Origin of the sequence: Acinetobacter sp. YH01025, assembly GCF_013420185.1 — a bacterium.
Lineage (GTDB): Bacteria > Pseudomonadota > Gammaproteobacteria > Pseudomonadales > Moraxellaceae > Acinetobacter > Acinetobacter indicus.
Genome location: NZ_VOYR01000002.1, coordinates 133,414 through 150,095, shown reverse-complemented (window position 1 = coordinate 150,095; position 16,682 = coordinate 133,414). Strand labels below are relative to the sequence as shown.

Here is a 16,682-nt window from a genome sequence, read left to right as displayed (position 1 = left end):
ATTGCAAGAAATTTCTTCTATTCTCAAGTGAGCTAAAAATAAAATTTTTTGAATAAAGTCAAATAACATACAGAATTTGTTTGTTTTTCTAGCGAATCACTTATTTTTTAATCACTCAGTCATAAAAAAGTGAAAACTGGCAGAAAAGCGTTTGACAGGCGGTAAAGATTCTCTATAATGCACCTCACAAACGATGAAGACGTTAAGGGCGCTTAGCTCAGTTGGTAGAGCGTCTGCCTTACAAGCAGAATGTCGGCGGTTCGATCCCGTCAGCGCCCACCAAGCCTTTACGTTAAAGATTCTTACGTGCAGCGGTAGTTCAGTTGGTTAGAATACCGGCCTGTCACGCCGGGGGTCGCGGGTTCGAGCCCCGTCCGCTGCGCCACTTAAGCTTCTTTAATATTCGTTTGAACCACAATAGTGACTTTGTGTAAGTGCAGCGGTAGTTCAGTTGGTTAGAATACCGGCCTGTCACGCCGGGGGTCGCGGGTTCGAGCCCCGTCCGCTGCGCCATTTACATAAAACGCTTTTGAGGGCGCTTAGCTCAGTTGGTAGAGCGTCTGCCTTACAAGCAGAATGTCGGCGGTTCGATCCCGTCAGCGCCCACCATGATTCTTTTGCGATGCAGCGGTAGTTCAGTTGGTTAGAATACCGGCCTGTCACGCCGGGGGTCGCGGGTTCGAGCCCCGTCCGCTGCGCCATCTCAAAGAATAGCCCTATAAGTTTCCTGAGCTTATAGTGGAATCAAGATTGACAATCTTAATCAGGGCGCTTAGCTCAGTTGGTAGAGCGTCTGCCTTACAAGCAGAATGTCGGCGGTTCGATCCCGTCAGCGCCCACCATATTCAAGCTGTAAAGCTTAAAAGACCTTAATTGCTTACGCAATTACCGTTGCAGCGGTAGTTCAGTTGGTTAGAATACCGGCCTGTCACGCCGGGGGTCGCGGGTTCGAGCCCCGTCCGCTGCGCCATTTTTCATGCCCTGATGTGAAAAATGTGATCAATTACCAAGACTACACACTTCGTTGGTCTTGCGTCGTAAAAAATAATATATTATTTTTTACTCTTCAGGGCGCTTAGCTCAGTTGGTAGAGCGTCTGCCTTACAAGCAGAATGTCGGCGGTTCGATCCCGTCAGCGCCCACCATATCTTTCTTGCCTAAATCTTAAATATTCCATAGAATCCCAGCATTATAAAACAATAAAATGGACTGGATGATCTATGCGCAATCCATATCAACGCAAGGCCGCGTCTAAATCTCAAACTTCAAGCTATAATGTTCAAGATATTTACAAACAGTTTATTGAAATCATGGTCAGCCAGGGACAAGTGTTTGCGCTGTATCATGACGGCTGGGCCTTATGTGCCACACCCACCGGACAGCGCGCTTTTGCGGTCTGGCAAAATAAAAGTCTGGCCAAACTGCTGGTCAAAGACAACTGGGAAAATTACGATATTCAGGAAGTCAGCTTTAAAGATTTTATTGAAAAAGTCCTGCCATTTTTAAGGCAGGAAAGCACACTGGTGTCGATGAATCTTAGTCCCGAAGGGCAGAATGTGCTGGTAGCACCGGAAAAGCTGCTGCTGGATATTAAAAACTATCTTTACCAGATTTATTTGCAAAAACCTGAGGTCTATAAAAACCTGCAACTGCCTTCGCCACGTTCCATTCGCCTTAATTAATATTTATTGGGTATTAATATTCATTGAGTAGCCAACCACTTACATAAGCAAAATATTCGCGTAACCAGGAGTTATAGCGAATATAGAGTGGTGTAGGAGCGCTATAGGGCAAGGGCTGCTGATAGCCCTGTTTGCGGGCAATGGCCAGCGCACGCGGTAAATGAAAATCACTGGTCACCACGGCAATCGGATCACTGAGCTGAATATCGTGTTGTACCAGCAAGGCCTTGGAATTGTGGAAATTCAGAGCGGTACTGGTACTGCGTGCTTCCAATAGAATTCGTGTTTTCGGAAGATGATGCTGCTCTGTTAAATAGTGCGCCATCACTTCGGCTTCGGTCCACTGATTCCCAAAAGCGGCGCCACCACTGACGATAATGGGAATCTGTGGCAGCTGCTTGGCCAACGTGGCACCTGCATTTAGGCGTTTGGCCAAGGTCGGTGTTGGCTGGTTGTGCTGGATTCCCCCGCCTAAAATCAGAATCGCCTGCGTATTTGGATTGGGTTGGCTATGCAGGCTTTGCCAGTGTAAGTAGCCAAAGAACAGTACCACACTGAGTAGCCAGACCCAGAAAGCACCCCATACTAAACGCCAGCCTTGTTGATAGATCGGGCGCTGTCGAATCCAGCGCTGTAGCGGAACATAACACAAGGCATAAATGAACAGTGCTGCACCGAGCAGCATCGGCAGCAGGGTACCAAAATGAAAGCTGTTCAGACTGAGCAACCACAGACCATTGGCCAGTAGTAGAATTGCAGCCATCAGGCTCAGAAGACGTTTCAGTGGGGCGTGGCTGTGACTCTGCATGGCGGAATAATCATAAATAGCGTGATGTATCTACAGATTATAAAAGATCAAGATGAAAAAACCGGACATCAAGTCCGGTTTTTTCAATTTTAGTTTTCAGCAAGTTAGCAAAACTTAGTAGACATCACGGCGGTAACGGCCTTCACTGCGTAACTGATCCACCGTAGCTTCACCAAGCAGTTCAATCAGGGTCTGGTCAACATCGCTGGCCATGCCATCAATACTGCCGCAGACATAAATCACGGCACCTTGCTCAATCCAGCGTTGCAGTTCTTTGGCCTGTTCACGCAATTTATGGTGTACATAGACTTTCTGTTCCTGATCACGCGAGAAGGCCACATCCAGACGCTGCAACATGCCGGTGCTTTGCCATGCAGACACAATATTTTCATAGAAAAAGTCATGTGCGCGCTGACGTTCACCGAAAATCAGCCAGTTCTGGGTATAGTCATGACGGATACGTGCCTGTAATAGACTCATTAGCCCGGCAATACCAGTCCCGTTACCAATACAGATGATTGGACGGTTGTCATCAATCAGGTGGAACGATTCATTGGTGCGAATGCGCAGGGCAATACTGCTCTGTAGCGGCGCATGTTGGGTGAGCCAGCCCGAACCAAGACCCAGTTGACCTTGGGCATCGGATTGCTGGCGGACCACCAGACGCAAAATCTGCTGCGATGGAATGCTGGCAATCGAATATTCACGTGCAGGCAGGGTCGGTAACTGTTCCAGTAAATGTTCCAGATTGGCAAACGGCTCGATTTCAACCGTCAGATCTTTGTCCCAGAGCGCCTGTTCAATCGGTTCACCGGTCGAATCTAGCAGGGTACCCCGCTGAATCTGATGCTGTTGTATAAAGGCTGCCAGACGCTCAGGACTGTTCCCTGGCTGGATTTCGGCAATATCACCGGCTTCCCAGTGTGCTTCGTGTTGCGGCGCCAGCTCGATATTATAGGCTGGTGCACCCAGACTGTTCGGATTGAGCAGATCACGCTGTTTCAGAATCCAGCTGTCAAAGGTCTTGTGAATGTCCATGCCTTGCAATTCAAGCTGGGTGGCTTGAGCCAGTGCTGTATTCCAGCGTTGGATATCTTCATTGCTGGCATTGTCCACTTCAATGGTGGCAAACAGAGGCTGCGCCTGATTGCGTTGTAACCACTGATCAATTTTATGACCAAAGCTGCAGTAGCTGTCCGGATATTCCTTGGAGCCCAGCGCCAGTACCGCATAACGAAGATGCTGTAAATTGGCCGAGCTGCTCAGGATTTTCTTGTCAAAGCTGGAGGCTAAATCAGGTGCTTCACCGGTACCATAGGTACTGGCTACAAACAGCACCTGTTCTACCGATTGCAGATCTTCCAGACTCAATTGCTGTACCGGTTTCACGGTCACTGGTTGACGCGCTTCCTGCAAACTGGTCGCAGTACGCCAGGCCAGCTGTTCAGCCACGCCGGTTTGGGTGGCGTAGGCAATCAGCCACGGTTTGGCATTTGGATCAACCGTGACGGCGCTTGCGCTATTCCGTGCTGCCTGGGTCAGTTTCTTCTGCTTGCGACGTTTCAGATACAGCATCCAGCCGGTGACAAAGAACAGCGGCATCAGCAGGGAAGCGACCATGGCAAAGAACTGGTACACCGGACCAAAGAAGCTGCCACGGTGAACCGGTAACATGCTGCTCATGATTTTTTCATTGAGCTTTTTATCTTCATACAGGCTGATGTCGGTGAGGCTGGCCGTCTGATAGTTATAGGTTGCACTATTGCGGGCACGTTCATGCTGCGGTACTGCATCGACAAAGTTCAGGCTGACTTCACCATTGGCCTGTTTGGGCAGGTTCAGGGTCATGGTTGAGTAGTCACGTCCCAGTTGTGCCTGTACGCCAATCCAGGTCTGGTTCAATACCGCCTGCATTTGCAGCGAATCCAGTCCTTCTGCACGCTCACCACGACCTTCACGCGCAGCACCTTCGCCACGTTCACGGCCTTGCGGCGCACCACGCTGACCTTGCGGCGCGGCATTGGCCTGCATTTGCGGTTGTGGACGCTCTACGCCCAGCACCTTGAACATGCCATTACGCCACCAGTCATAGGACCAGTACAGACCGGTACAGGCCAGAATCAGGTAGAAAATCACCACCCAGGTGCCGACAACGGCGTGTAAATCCCAGATGAAGTTCCGGCCTTTAAGTTTCGGCTTCACAAAGAACCACTGTTTTACCGAATGCTTTTTCGGCCAGCGTAAATACAGACCACTCAAGACAAAGAAAATCAGCATCAAGGCACAGGCGCCGGTAATCTGCTTGCCGACCGGGCCAACGGTCAGGTTACGGTGTAACTGCTGGATAAACTGGAAAAATTCACGGCCTTTAATCTCGGGTAACACTTCTGCGCTGTAGGGGTTAATCAGCACATTCTGGCCGCGACGTGCGCCTTCTTTGGCAATATTGACACTCGAAGATGCTGCCGGATCGGAGGCGATAGTAATGCTATTAATTTTGGTTTCAGGTTGAGTCAGCTGAAAATGCTGATAGATTTCCGCCGGGGTGAGCTTGGCCCGGTTTTCGACCTGCACGGTATAACTGTCCGGATTCATCCATTTTAGAATTTGTTGTTCATAGGAATAAATCGCACCGGTAACACCCATCAGTGCGAGAATCAGGCCCGCACTAATTCCAAGGAACCAGTGCAGCTGGAAAAATATTTTTTTAAGCATAGCAATACAGCAGCAGTGTGAAGAGAACAATGGGCGAAATTATAACTGAAGAATAGCGAGATGGAATAGAGTTTGAATATAATATTTATTCTCATTATCATTTAGATTGGTACAAACCGGATAAAAAAACCTCCAGCAGGGTGGAGGTTTTTTTGAGCTTACAGGCTTAAAGCTGTTTTGGCTCACCTACAGATTCAAGCAGGTGCTTACGAATGGTTTTAAAAGAAAAGTTTTTAGAATCCAGACGTTTTGGCAAGATATAAGCGCCTTGCTGACCTTTGACGGTAAAGTTCACCAGAATGAAATCCGGGGTAGAATACCATTCATAAATGTCTTTCCAGCTAATCGCGCCCATGCCTTCTTGCAGGCCCATTTGCTGACGCATGATGATGCCGTGCGGTTGTACGCCTAGACGGATGCCTTTAATTTCCTGTACCGGAAATTCATTCATTTTGCGTTTGGCATACCATTCCAGACCGAATTTACGGATCAGGAAGTACAGCACTACACAGACCAGAGCCACCCAGCAGAAAATGGTGGAATAGTTCTTGATCAGGATAATCCCCAGAATAGACAGGGCCGTAATAATGCCCATGATCGCCCAGGCTTTGGTGCCAATTTTGTTGGTGCTACGCCAAATTAAAAGCTGGGCATGACGTTGCTCGGCTTCGCTAATGTCGTAGTTCACAGGCTGTAAAGTATAAGCGTATAAATTTTTCGCGGTCATAGTGGGACTAACAAATTTCAAACTCAGAAAAGTTTAGCATTAATTACAGCATTTCAGGAGTCTATTGTTGCAAAATCATCCGAATTATAACGAGGCCAGTTCGGTGGCATCCTGATCACGGTCATGGCTTAAACTCTGTTTTAGCTGACTCAGTTGATGCAGGATGGTCAGCATCAGCGATAACTGCTGCAAAATAATCAATCCCTGTTGATCTTCCTGATGATTTTGGCTTAAACGCTGCCGGATGGTATGCAGCATATTTTGTGAAGACAGATCCGGTACTTCATCGTTCAGCAAGGCACCGCGAATATCTTCCAGCGCTTTATCCAGCAGGGTTAAAATCTCCGGATCTTCAATTTTTTCCCGGTGTGCGCCCAGCGCGGCAATATAGCTGATAAAGGTATGATTCAGGCACAGCAATTCAAAAGCCTGGGCTTTTTGCGAGGCATCAAAATCCGGCTCAGTGGCCAGGGTAGAAATGAGCGAGGCCAGTTCGGCATCGGTATTATGCGCTGCACGGCGTACCACGCGATAGGTCAGGCCGTTATTGCGCCCGGTTTTGTATTGCTCGATCACTTCGGTCAGATAATCACACTGCGCATTTAAGGCACGGCGAATGGTGCGCGGTAAACGGCGGAATTTCCAGTCCGGGAAAATAAAACTGACGCCAAACCAGGCCAGTGCGCAGCCAATTAAGGTATCAATCATACGCGGCAGGGCAGCGGCAAAGCCCATGCCATCGAGGTTAAAGTTAATCAGTGCCAGAATGGTAATAAAGGCGGTGGCTTGTGCATACTGCTTACTGCGTAATTCAAAGAACAGAATTCCGCTGACTACCAGCAGCAACAGCTGACCTTCGACCGACGGAATAAAATATAAGATGCTATAACCGACCAGAATCCCGACCAGGGTGCCGACAATCCGCAGGCGTAAGCGGCGTTTGGTGGCGTTAAAGTTGGGTTGGGTCACAAACAGTGCGGTCAGTAAAATCCAGTAGCCGTATTCAATATTGGTGACCTGGACAAAAATATAGCCAATCAGCAGCACCGCCGATAATCGAATGGCATGCCGGAACAGCACCGATTCCGGAGTTAAATGCTGCTTGATCCGGATGACCATATCATCCCAGCCTTTCAGGTCATCATCTTTAAGCTGGTTTTCAATATGTTTGGTTTTATCCAGCTTGATATAACGCTCGGTTTCCAGGTTGCGTAACTGCGCGTCAATAGATTTAAGGTTCTGATACAGGGCAAACAGGGCATTGACCCAGACCTGATCATACTGCTGTTCGCTACGTAGCTTTTGCAGCGAGTGTTTCAGGTTTTCAAAGGCATGTTTAAAACGTTTGCTGTGAATATAGGGTTCACGCTTCAGGATGCTTTCGCTTAAATCTTTACAGGCTTTGCCCTGAATCGCCAGAATGCGCTGGAAACGGAACAGAATGTCGCTGTGCTCAAAAATTTTGGCCAGTTTCTGATAGTCAATATGCGCGGAGTCGGCGCGTTCATGAATATCCTGGGCAATAAAATAATACTGCAGGCTGCGGCGGGTATCTTTCTGGCCACGGTCACCTTTTAAACGGGTCAGTAGCGCGGTTTTCAGTTCATTAAACAGGCCAATCAGCTTGCCATTTTCCATTGACAGGTCAATCAGGCTTTGCTGATAGCTGCCGGGTGTCATATCGACATCAAACAGATTGGATTTGCCAAACAGGAAATCGCCTAACGAGGCATAGCTTTGCGAAAGTTTGTCTTGTAGCTGCCGTACCGGAAACAGTAAAAAGCTGATGGTGGAAATCAGCCCGTACCAGACTGCACCAACCACCAGCAAGGCTGGCTGGGTGTACCAGTCTTCAAACAGGTCCACGCCGAGCATGGCATAAACCGAAATCACCAGACAGCCATAGGCAATGGTGGCATAACGCCGGCCCAGAGAACCAAGCAGAATCAGGCCGATACAGGAGATAATCAGGCCAATGGCAAACAGCACCGGATGTGGAAACAACAGCTGAATGGAGGCGGCGGTAATAAAAAAGCCGATATAGGTATAAGTCTGGTTCAGGATTCTTAAAGAGAAGCGGTCATCAATATCGCTTAAACCGGCTGCGACCACGCCCAAGGTTAGCGGAATGGTGGCCAGCTGATAGCCGAGCAGATAAGGAACAAAGGCGGTGCCGGCAAAGGCGATCATCATCCGGATGTTATAGATAAAGGCCGTGTTGTAGGCAAAGTGTTTGAGACGTGTGAGCCAGGATTTCAAGACTGTTCCTTAAACGAAGCCAGATGCTATGCAGCGGGCAGCAATTATGTGAAACTTCACTTTCAGTACCCTGAAATAATACTATGGACTGTGTACTTTGTCTTTAAATCAGTCATTTAAAAAAGAAATATGAATATGTCCGATTCCCATGCCAGTGCAAGCCCGCAGCAGTATCCATCTTCCTGGATTTTACTGCTGGCTTTGCTGACCTCGCTTGGTCCGCTATCAATTGATATGTATCTGCCGGCCTTGCCTCAAATGGCAGATGATTTTGGCGTCAGCACGCAAATGGTGGCCAACAGTCTGCCGGCTTATTTTCTGGGGCTGGCGATTGGACAGTTAATTTATGGCCCTTTGAGTGACCGGATTGGCCGTAAAACCCCACTGTATTTTGGTCTGGGACTGTATTTTCTGGCCAGTCTGCTCTGTGTTTATGCCCAAGATGAATGGAGCCTGATTGTAGCGCGGGTGTTGCAGGCCTTAGGGGGCTGTGTCGGGGTGGTAATTGCCCGTGCGGCAATTCGTGACCGGCTGGATATGCAGGCTTCCGCGCAGGCTTTTTCCAGCATGATGATTGTGACCGCAATTGCGCCCATTATTGCGCCGGGTCTGGGGGCGATTGTGCTGAGCTTTTTTGACTGGCAGGCGATTTTTGTCTGTCTGGCCATCATGAGTTTAGTCTGCTGGTTATGTGTTCATTTTTTCTTTCAGGAAACCTTGCCGCCAGAGCGCCGTCTGAAATTGAATTTCTATCAGGTGCTGACCCTCTATCTGGCGATTTTTAAGGACCGCAGTTTTTATTTACCGATGATTGCCGGCTGTTTTACCGGCGGGGCGATGTTCTGTTATATCAGCAGTTCTGCCGCTGTTCTGATGGATGGTTATGGCCTGAACCAGCAGCAGTTTTCGATTGCTTTTGGTGCCAATGCGGTCGGTATTATGCTGGCCTCGACCTTAAACAAGCATTTGGCAACCAGCAGCTCTTTAATGACCCGTTTAAAAATAGGCGGTACGGTGCAGGGCACTGGCGCGCTAATTCTGGTCATCGCCGGGCTGATGAGCCATGCGCCGATTGTTGTGGTTTTTGCCGGGCTGTTTTTAGCTGTGGCCGGAATTGGTTTTACTGGCCCCAATGCCATGGCGTTGGCGATGTCGGAGCAGGGTGCCCGTGCCGGTACAGCTAGCGCGATTATGGGCAGTATGCAATTTAGCTGCGGTTTAATTGGCGGCTTAATGTTGAATGTACTGATCTGGGATGCTTTATTAAATATGGGCAGTGTGATGCTGCTGTTTATTCTGATTGGGGTGAGTGCGATGTATATCATGCATCGGGAGCGGAAATTAAAAACAGCCTAACCCCGATTCATTCTTATAAATAAAAAGAAGAAACCCGGGCGGTTTCTTCTTTGCTCTTTAAGCTGTTGCAGCGTGAGGGCCAGAGCTAAAAAATTATTCTACAAATACGGCAAATTCTTCGACCGGTACGCGCGGGGTAATAAAGCTATTTACAATATGCTCTGGATCGGCATAACCCAAGGCCATACCACAGACCAGTTCTTCATCGGCCGGGGCATTTAAGACCTCCAGTACAATGCGATGAAAACTATTCCATGCCGCTTGTGGGCAGGTGTCCAGCCCGCGTGCCTTGGCGGCAATCATCACGTTTTGCATCATCATAGAAAGATCCATTTTCGAACCAATTTCCAGGTCACGATGCAGGGTGAAAAACAGGCCTACCGGTGCATCAAACAGCTGAAAATTACGCAGATGCTGCGCGGCCATCTTCTGTTTTTCGCCTTTTTCAATATTGAGCAGGCCATACAGTCCCCAGCCATTTTCACGGCGCCGCTCAATAAACGGCGAGAACCATTGTTCCGGATAATAGGAAAAGGTGGCCTGATAATCGGCCGCACGTTCAGGATGCAAATACAGTTCAGTTTGTGCCTGACAGACCCGATCAATGAGTTCCTGACGCTTTTGACCGGTCACTACATACACCTTCCACGGCTGAATATTGGTGCCGGATGGTGCGCGGCTGGCCACGCTTAGAATATCTTTAATCATTTGCGGATCGACCGGACGATCTAAAAAGGCGCGCACCGAATGACGCGAGCTAATGGCCTGATCGACCAGTTGTACTTGTCCTTTATCCATGAAAAATCCCTTAAAATGTTTATGTTCTAATCAACTGTCGCTATATACAATAGTCTAATATTTAACCGGGTAGGCAGCTTTTACTTTTCGATAAAACCATGATAATTCGATATTTTTGCAAATGAGAATTAGAAAAATTGATCAGTCCTTTATCCTTATACGTTAAAAGTGATTTTAATAAAATAAATTAATTGTTAGATTGAAAGCATAAAACGATTACAGTTTTGTGTAATTCTTTATCGATAAGACTTTTAATTATTTGATAAATAGCAAAAGTGTGATGATTAAATGACATTTAAATCAGGGATGCTTGCCATCTGAGTCAGTATTTAAAATGTCTTAAAAGAGCACGGATGAGCATTATTTTTTACTCTGGAGAAACTCATGGATCGTAAAATCCAAACTTCACTTATCACAAAAACATTAGCGGTCGCAATTACAGCAGCAATGGCCTCTACGGTACAGGCAGCAAGCACTGAACAACAACAAATTCAAGAATTACGCCAGGAAGTACAAGCACTCAAAGCTTTAATTCAACAGCAGCAACAGGTTCAGCAACAGCAACAAGTCCAGATTCAGCAAGTTCAGGCACAACCGGCACCTGCAGCAAAATCGGCTTCACCATTTTCCTTAAAGTCGAAGGGCGGTGCTGAAGTCAATCTGTACGGTTTTGTGCGTGGTGATGCTAACTATATTGTTGAAGGTGCAGACAATGACTTCAACTCGGTACATACCAGCACAGGTGCTGCTAAAGACAAATTACGTGCAACCCCAAAAACTACACGTTTAGGTCTCGATTTCTCTTCACCAGTAGGTGACCGTAAAGTGGGCGGTAAAATTGAAGTTGACTTTGCTGGAACCAACGATGCATTACGTATCCGTCATGCATACTTAACGCTGGACAACTGGTTATTGGGTCAAACCACCTCTAACTTCCTGTCAAATCATGCACCAGAAATGATTGACTTTGGTACCAACGTCGGCGGCGGTACTACCCGTATTCCACAAGTGCGTTATAGCCACAAACTGGCACCGGCGACTCAATTGTTGGTTTCTGCTGAAGAAGGGAATAGCTCTGCTACTGGTAGTGATGTGACTTATCGTGTACCAACGGTAACAGCTAAATTGACTCAAGGCTTTGCTGAAGGTAAAGGTGCCGCATCAGCACGTGCATTAGTTGAACACTATAAGGCTGAATCAGGTGATGACAAAACAGGTTGGGGTGTAGCTGCTGGTGCGCACTATCAGGTGACAGAACCTTTAAAAATTTCAGCAGATGTCTCTCATGTAGTCGGCAATAGTAATTATTTATATGGTTCGAATACGGCTTACAGTTTAGACGGCAGAAATATTGAACAAAATGAGTTTACTGCTTTCCAGGTCGGTGCAACCTATAAGTTTGCGCCAAACTTGCGTTCAACACTGGGCTATGGTGCTATTTTTTCAGATGATGGCACAGACTACGCAGCCTTAAATGAAGATGCAAATAAAGAAGTGTATCAAGCATGGTTAAACTTCATTTATTCGCCAGTAAAACCAGTTGATTTGGGTATTGAATATATCAACGGTGAGCGTGAAACCTTTGCAGGTGAAACGTTTAAAGACAACCGTTTTGGTTTAATGGCACGTTATAACTTCTAAGTGCTGAACCAAAAAAGAGGTGGCTTGCCACCTCTTTTTTTTATTTACCAATTTTTAAAAAAACAATTTTAAATTCAGTTGCTTAAATTTATAGTTAAAAGCAATAAGTTAGACTAATAGCGAATAGCGTTAAAAAAATAAAGATTTTTAGAGAAAAAGATGCATAATGTGCGATTTTTTAAGCTGTATTGTTCAGCTTTTTCTATGAATTAAGATGTATTTGTTGGCTACATGAAGCAATGCATTTTCTATGTTTAGGAGCCTATATGAGATTATCTTTCTATAGTAAGCCTATTCAGAGATTTCAGCCTGACATTACCCTGCCACTGAAGTGTCTGTATTTTATTTTTCACTCCCTCTTTTTCAGGCAGTGCCGGTTGATATGAATTTGAGGAGCGACGCTGAGTCTTGCGCTCCAGCTCAGATGCTTCTTCGCCAACTCAGAACTTTTTCTGATTTACATTATTCATATTGCAGAGTTTTCCCGTTTATTTAAATTAAACAGAGCAGCCTTATCATAAAAGGTGCTTATATCATCAGGTTTAAATAATCAGAACCGGAAAACAATAAGCATTGACCATATTAAATGGATATTGCCATGGAATTTACTTTTAATGCGTTTTACACCTTAATTGCGGCTGTAATCGTTCTCCTTTTGGGACGTTTTTTAGTTAACAATATTGATTTTCTAAGACGTTACAACATCCCGGAACCTGTCGCGGGCGGTTTGGTCGCTGCGGTAGTGTCTTTAATCGTGCACAATTTCTGGGGCTACAGCATTACTACCAGTAGTGCGCTACAAACCAGTTTTATGCTGATTTTCTTTGCCTCCATCGGTTTAAGTGCCAACTTTGCCAAACTGCGGGAAGGCGGTATTGGTCTGGTGATCTTTCTGATCGCAATTTCACTATTCATCATTGTACAAAACTTTGTCGGGATTAGTCTGGCGACAGTATTGGGCATTGATCCGCTAATTGGTATGATTGCCGGTTCCATTACCTTAACCGGTGGTCACGGGACTGCGGGTGCATGGGGTGAAATCCTTGAGGTTGAACATGGTATTCAGGGGGCTTTGGCCCTGGGGATGGCCAGTGCGACCTTCGGTCTGATTATTGGTGGTATTATTGGTGGGCCATTGGCCAAACTGCTGATCAACCGTTATCAGTTGGCTACACCAAGTACCGATGCGCAAATTGAACAGCGTGACAATACGCCAGTTGAACCGGTACCGGGTGAGTTTGTGCCATTTGAATATCCGCATCAGGTGCGTTTAATTACTGCAGACAATGCCATTACCACTTTAGGTTTATTTGCAGCCTGTCTGGCCTTTGCCGAGTTTATGACCGGTTATGCCAAAGGTACGCTGTTTGAGTTGCCAACTTTCGTCTGGGCTTTGGCTGGTGGGGTAATTCTGCGTAACGTATTAGAAGGTATTTTCAAAGTCACTATTTTTGACCGTGCGATTGACGTATTTGGTAACGCTTCATTGTCTTTATATTTGGCGATGGCATTGCTGTCATTGAAATTATGGCAACTGGCAGATCTGGCGGGCCCGCTAATGGTCATTCTAGGCGCGCAAACCATCACCATGGCCTTGTATGCGGCCTTCATTACCTTCCGTGTTATGGGTAAAAACTATGATGCTGCTGTACTGGCTGCGGGTCACTGTGGTTTTGGTATGGGTGCAACACCTACTGCGGTTGCCAACATGCAGGCCATTACCAATATGTACGGTGCTTCTCATAAAGCCTTCCTGATTGTACCGCTGTGTGGTGCTTTCTTTGTCGACTTGATTAATGCGACTGTCATTCAAGTCATTCTTAAGTTTTTTGTTTAAGTAATTTGAGTGGAAAAGCCTTGTTAAAAGGCTTTTCTTTTTAGGATGACTCAATCAGCAAAGGGTGCGAAAAAATGAATGAACAATTAAATGAAACCCTAATGTCCTGGGTGACGCTTCTAAATACCCCGCTGTGGGATTTTCTGGTGATCTTTCTGGTTGGTGTCGGGATATTTTATACCCTGATCACCGGCGCTGTACAAATTCGCCTGTTCTGGCACAGTATTAAAGCCATGAGGTCGAGCCGTAAAAAAGGCGAAGACAGTTATGGGATTACCCCATTTCAGGCCCTTGTGACCGGTTTGGCCAGTCGGGTCGGGGTCGGTAACGTTGCCGGTGTTGCGATTGCGATTGCGATTGGTGGTCCGGGTGCGGTGTTCTGGATGTGGTTTACCGCATTTTTAGGCATGAGTTCGGCCTTTGTCGAATCTTCACTGGCGCAGCTATTTAAGGTGCGTGATACCAGCAACCATCAGTTCCGTGGTGGTCCGGCCTATTACATTACCCAAGGCCTGAAACAGAAATGGCTGGGTGTAGTATTTGCGGTTGCCCTGATTTTAACTTACGGTTTCGTGTTTAACGCGGTGCAGGCCAACTCGATTATCAGTGCCACATCACATGCTTGGGGCTGGAATCAGGCCAATCTGACTGTTCCAATGGGTGCGTTCAGTTTTGAATTGTCCTGGTTGGGCCTGGTTCTGGTTGTCATGACCGCTATGATTATTTTTGGCGGGATTAAACGCATTGCCAAAGTGGCGGAGAAGTTTGTCCCGATTATGGCGCTGTTATATCTGGTGGTGGCGCTATATATCGCAGTGATTAACCTGCCGATTATTCCGGATATTTTCCGCCTGATTTTCAGTAAGGCCTTTGAGTTTGATGCCGCTGCCGGTGGTTTCTTTGGGGCGATGGTGTCGATGGCGATGATGATGGGCATCAAGCGTGGTCTGTTCTCCAATGAAGCGGGGATGGGTTCTGCACCAAACGCGGCTGCTGTGTCGGATGTAAAACATCCAGTGAATCAGGGGCTGGTACAGATGCTGGGCGTATTCGTGGACACCTTTATTGTCTGTTCATGTACCGCAATCATCATTTTGTCTTCCGGTTTATATCAGAATGCCGGTTTTGAAGGGGTGACCCTGACCCAGATGGCGCTGGAAAGCCAGATTGGCCATTGGGGTGATGACTTCCTGGCCATTCTCCTGTTTATGTTTGCTTATTCGTCGATTATTGGGAACTACGCCTATGCCGAAGGTAACGTGCAGTTCATTAACAACAACCGCAAGATCATGCTGATTTTCCGTCTGCTGGTGCTGTTTATGGTGTATTTCGGCGCGATTGCCACCGTACCACTGATCTGGTCGATGGCCGATCTGTTTATGGGCGTGATGGCCATCATCAACCTGTTTGCCATTTTACTGCTGACGCCATTTGTGCTGATGTTGCTAAAAGACTTCAAAGCACAGCTGAAGCGTGGCGTGAAAGAGCCGGAATTTAAACTGGACAATCATCCTAAATTTAAAGACCGGGTTAATTCCGATATTTGGTAATACAAACAGCAACAGCCTCATCATGAGGCTGTTGTTTTATTAATAGCAGGTTATCTTTTAGATGCTTTAGCTTAGCAAAGACAGCAAACCCATATACACGCCAAAGCTGCCTATCAGGCTGACCCACACTGGCAGTTTGCTTTTCAGTAAAACAATCACAAACATTACAAAAGCCAGATCCAGCACCGATGTTAAATAATCCTGTCCCAGATCAACAATAAGCGCCAGCAATAAACCGACCACCGCGGCATTAATACCAATCACCGCATGTTTGATTTTGTCCTGATGCATCAGCCACGACCAATGCGGCAGGGTAGCAAAAATCAGAAAGAACGAGGGCAGGAAAATGGCGATGGTGGCAATAATCGCGTTCAGCACAGGATAGGCAGTTAAATCCAGAAAATAGCCGACATAGCTGGCAAAGCTGAATAAAGGACCGGGCATGAGCTGGGCAAAGGCATAGCCTAAATCAAACTGCTGGGCTGAGATCATGCCGGTACTGACAAAGTCCTGATGCAGCAGCGGTAAAATAATATGCCCACCACCAAAGACCAGTGCAGCAGACTGATAAAAGCCTAAAAAGCCTTCAGCCAGCAGATTCGGATTGATCCAGTTCAGCGCACCGAGCAGCAGAAATGGACAGATAAATAAGATTAGCCAGAGTGTAGTCGAGCCGAAACTGCGCTGTTCCAGCTGAAAACTCGGCGTGGTATGACTGCCGCTTTGAGGTTGTGTTTTGGCAATCCACATGCCGGCCAGACCAGCCAGCACAATCACTAGAATTTGGTTATATGACAGTGGCAGGAACCAGATCATGAGTGCGGACACGAGCATCAGTAGGTATTGCCACCAGCTTTTGCAAAAGTTTTGCAGCATTTGCCAGAAGGCCCAGAACACCACCGCCAGTACAATCAGTTGAATGGCATGAAAATACGCCGAACTGATCCATGGAAATAACTGCTGACCGATAAAGGCCAGTAGGGTCATCAGCAAGGCCGAGGGCAGGGTAAAACCCAGCCAGGCCACCACCGAGCCTAAATAGCCACGTTTTAAATAGCCAATGGCCAGTCCAACCTGACTGCTGGTCGGGCCGGGTAACAGTTGCGCTAAAGCGACGACCTGGGCATAGTCTTCATCTTTGAGCCAGTGCAAACGCTGCACAAAGGTCTGGTGAAAAAATACCAGATGCGCGGCTGGGCCCCCGAAAGACAAGCATCCCAGCTTAAAGAAAATCAGAAAAATCTGTGAATAAGATAAAGAAGACATTGGCTAGAATTTTAAAAAACCCGACTTAAGTTTAAACTGAGCA

Annotated in this window: 11 protein-coding genes and 8 tRNA genes; 13 read left to right on the top strand and 6 right to left on the bottom strand. The window is 47.0% G+C overall.

All coding sequences use genetic code 11. The features are described 5' to 3' along the window. Positions 1 to 206: 206 nt before the first annotated feature. From FTT89_RS03195 to FTT89_RS03155, 9 genes are all read left to right on the top strand, one after another. Positions 207 to 282: transfer RNA gene (locus FTT89_RS03195), tRNA-Val, on the top strand. Positions 283 to 308: 26 nt separating this feature from the next. After that, positions 309 to 385: transfer RNA gene (locus FTT89_RS03190), tRNA-Asp, on the top strand. A 51-nt stretch (positions 386 to 436) separates the two neighbouring features. Next, a tRNA-Asp gene (locus FTT89_RS03185) sits at positions 437 to 513 on the top strand. Between the two features lie 20 nt (positions 514 to 533). Beyond that, a tRNA-Val gene (locus tag FTT89_RS03180) sits at positions 534 to 609 on the top strand. 15 nt (positions 610 to 624) lie between these two features. Continuing rightward, positions 625 to 701, top strand: a tRNA-Asp gene (locus FTT89_RS03175). Between the two features lie 65 nt (positions 702 to 766). After that, positions 767 to 842, top strand: a tRNA-Val gene (locus FTT89_RS03170). A 51-nt stretch (positions 843 to 893) separates the two neighbouring features. Next, positions 894 to 970 (top strand) — tRNA-Asp (locus FTT89_RS03165). 99 nt (positions 971 to 1,069) lie between these two features. Then, positions 1,070 to 1,145: transfer RNA gene (locus tag FTT89_RS03160), tRNA-Val, on the top strand. A gap of 75 nt (positions 1,146 to 1,220) precedes the next feature. Next, entirely contained in the window at positions 1,221 to 1,682 is a 462-nt protein-coding gene (locus FTT89_RS03155) for a DUF2750 domain-containing protein (protein WP_005179520.1), read from the top strand. A 13-nt stretch (positions 1,683 to 1,695) separates the two neighbouring features. Here FTT89_RS03155 and FTT89_RS03150 read toward each other — a convergent pair whose 3' ends face one another. The 4 genes from FTT89_RS03150 to yccS all read right to left on the bottom strand — a co-directional run bounded on the left by FTT89_RS03150 (position 1,696) and on the right by yccS (position 8,191). Further along, a complete protein-coding gene (locus tag FTT89_RS03150; RefSeq protein WP_168406253.1) occupies positions 1,696 to 2,490 on the bottom strand; it encodes a YdcF family protein in 795 nt (264 codons plus the stop codon). Between the two features lie 114 nt (positions 2,491 to 2,604). Beyond that, positions 2,605 to 5,205, bottom strand: a complete 2,601-nt coding sequence (locus FTT89_RS03145; RefSeq protein WP_180108441.1) for a sulfite reductase flavoprotein subunit alpha — start codon at positions 5,203 to 5,205, stop codon at positions 2,605 to 2,607. Between the two features lie 166 nt (positions 5,206 to 5,371). Next, on the bottom strand, positions 5,372 to 5,932 hold the full coding sequence (locus FTT89_RS03140; RefSeq protein WP_005179510.1) for a YcxB family protein: 561 nt from the start codon (positions 5,930 to 5,932) through the stop codon (positions 5,372 to 5,374). An 84-nt stretch (positions 5,933 to 6,016) separates the two neighbouring features. Next, positions 6,017 to 8,191, bottom strand: coding sequence for a YccS family putative transporter (gene yccS, locus FTT89_RS03135; protein WP_168399061.1), 2,175 nt, complete (start codon positions 8,189 to 8,191; stop codon positions 6,017 to 6,019). 135 nt (positions 8,192 to 8,326) lie between these two features. Here yccS and FTT89_RS03130 point away from each other — a divergent pair, with 135 nt between their 5' ends. Further along, positions 8,327 to 9,547: a multidrug effflux MFS transporter gene (locus FTT89_RS03130; protein WP_180172665.1), complete on the top strand. Its 1,221-nt coding sequence runs from the start codon at positions 8,327 to 8,329 to the stop codon at positions 9,545 to 9,547. Positions 9,548 to 9,640: 93 nt separating this feature from the next. On the opposite strand, the gene FTT89_RS03125 is transcribed toward FTT89_RS03130, so the two are convergent. Continuing rightward, positions 9,641 to 10,345: a nitroreductase gene (locus FTT89_RS03125; RefSeq protein WP_104471189.1), complete on the bottom strand. Its 705-nt coding sequence runs from the start codon at positions 10,343 to 10,345 to the stop codon at positions 9,641 to 9,643. 384 nt (positions 10,346 to 10,729) lie between these two features. Between FTT89_RS03125 and FTT89_RS03120 the strand changes: the two genes are divergently transcribed. From FTT89_RS03120 to FTT89_RS03110, 3 genes are all read left to right on the top strand, one after another. Next, positions 10,730 to 11,986 carry a DcaP family trimeric outer membrane transporter gene (locus FTT89_RS03120; RefSeq protein WP_180172664.1) on the top strand — a complete coding sequence of 419 codons (1,257 nt, stop codon included), beginning with the start codon at positions 10,730 to 10,732 and terminating at the stop codon, positions 11,984 to 11,986. 598 nt (positions 11,987 to 12,584) lie between these two features. Continuing rightward, on the top strand, positions 12,585 to 13,823 hold the full coding sequence (gene gltS / locus FTT89_RS03115; protein WP_016659325.1) for a sodium/glutamate symporter: 1,239 nt from the start codon (positions 12,585 to 12,587) through the stop codon (positions 13,821 to 13,823). A gap of 74 nt (positions 13,824 to 13,897) precedes the next feature. Continuing rightward, positions 13,898 to 15,373, top strand: coding sequence for a sodium:alanine symporter family protein (locus tag FTT89_RS03110; RefSeq protein ID WP_180087678.1), 1,476 nt, complete (start codon positions 13,898 to 13,900; stop codon positions 15,371 to 15,373). Between the two features lie 66 nt (positions 15,374 to 15,439). On the opposite strand, the gene chrA is transcribed toward FTT89_RS03110, so the two are convergent. Further along, positions 15,440 to 16,639 (bottom strand): chromate efflux transporter, encoded by a 1,200-nt coding sequence (gene chrA / locus FTT89_RS03105; protein WP_180087679.1) that lies wholly within the window; start codon positions 16,637 to 16,639, stop codon positions 15,440 to 15,442. Positions 16,640 to 16,682 lie beyond the last annotated feature (43 nt).

Coding starts and splice junctions, on each gene's coding strand:
- FTT89_RS03155 (WP_005179520.1), top strand. CDS start 1,221: ATGCGCAATCCATATCAACGCAAGGCCGCGTCTAAATCTCAAACTTCA.
- FTT89_RS03150 (WP_168406253.1), bottom strand. CDS start 2,490: ATGCAGAGTCACAGCCACGCCCCACTGAAACGTCTTCTGAGCCTGATG.
- FTT89_RS03145 (WP_180108441.1), bottom strand. CDS start 5,205: ATGCTTAAAAAAATATTTTTCCAGCTGCACTGGTTCCTTGGAATTAGT.
- FTT89_RS03140 (WP_005179510.1), bottom strand. CDS start 5,932: ATGACCGCGAAAAATTTATACGCTTATACTTTACAGCCTGTGAACTAC.
- FTT89_RS03130 (WP_180172665.1), top strand. CDS start 8,327: ATGTCCGATTCCCATGCCAGTGCAAGCCCGCAGCAGTATCCATCTTCC.
- FTT89_RS03125 (WP_104471189.1), bottom strand. CDS start 10,345: ATGGATAAAGGACAAGTACAACTGGTCGATCAGGCCATTAGCTCGCGT.
- FTT89_RS03120 (WP_180172664.1), top strand. CDS start 10,730: ATGGATCGTAAAATCCAAACTTCACTTATCACAAAAACATTAGCGGTC.
- gltS (WP_016659325.1), top strand. CDS start 12,585: ATGGAATTTACTTTTAATGCGTTTTACACCTTAATTGCGGCTGTAATC.
- FTT89_RS03110 (WP_180087678.1), top strand. CDS start 13,898: ATGAATGAACAATTAAATGAAACCCTAATGTCCTGGGTGACGCTTCTA.
- chrA (WP_180087679.1), bottom strand. CDS start 16,639: ATGTCTTCTTTATCTTATTCACAGATTTTTCTGATTTTCTTTAAGCTG.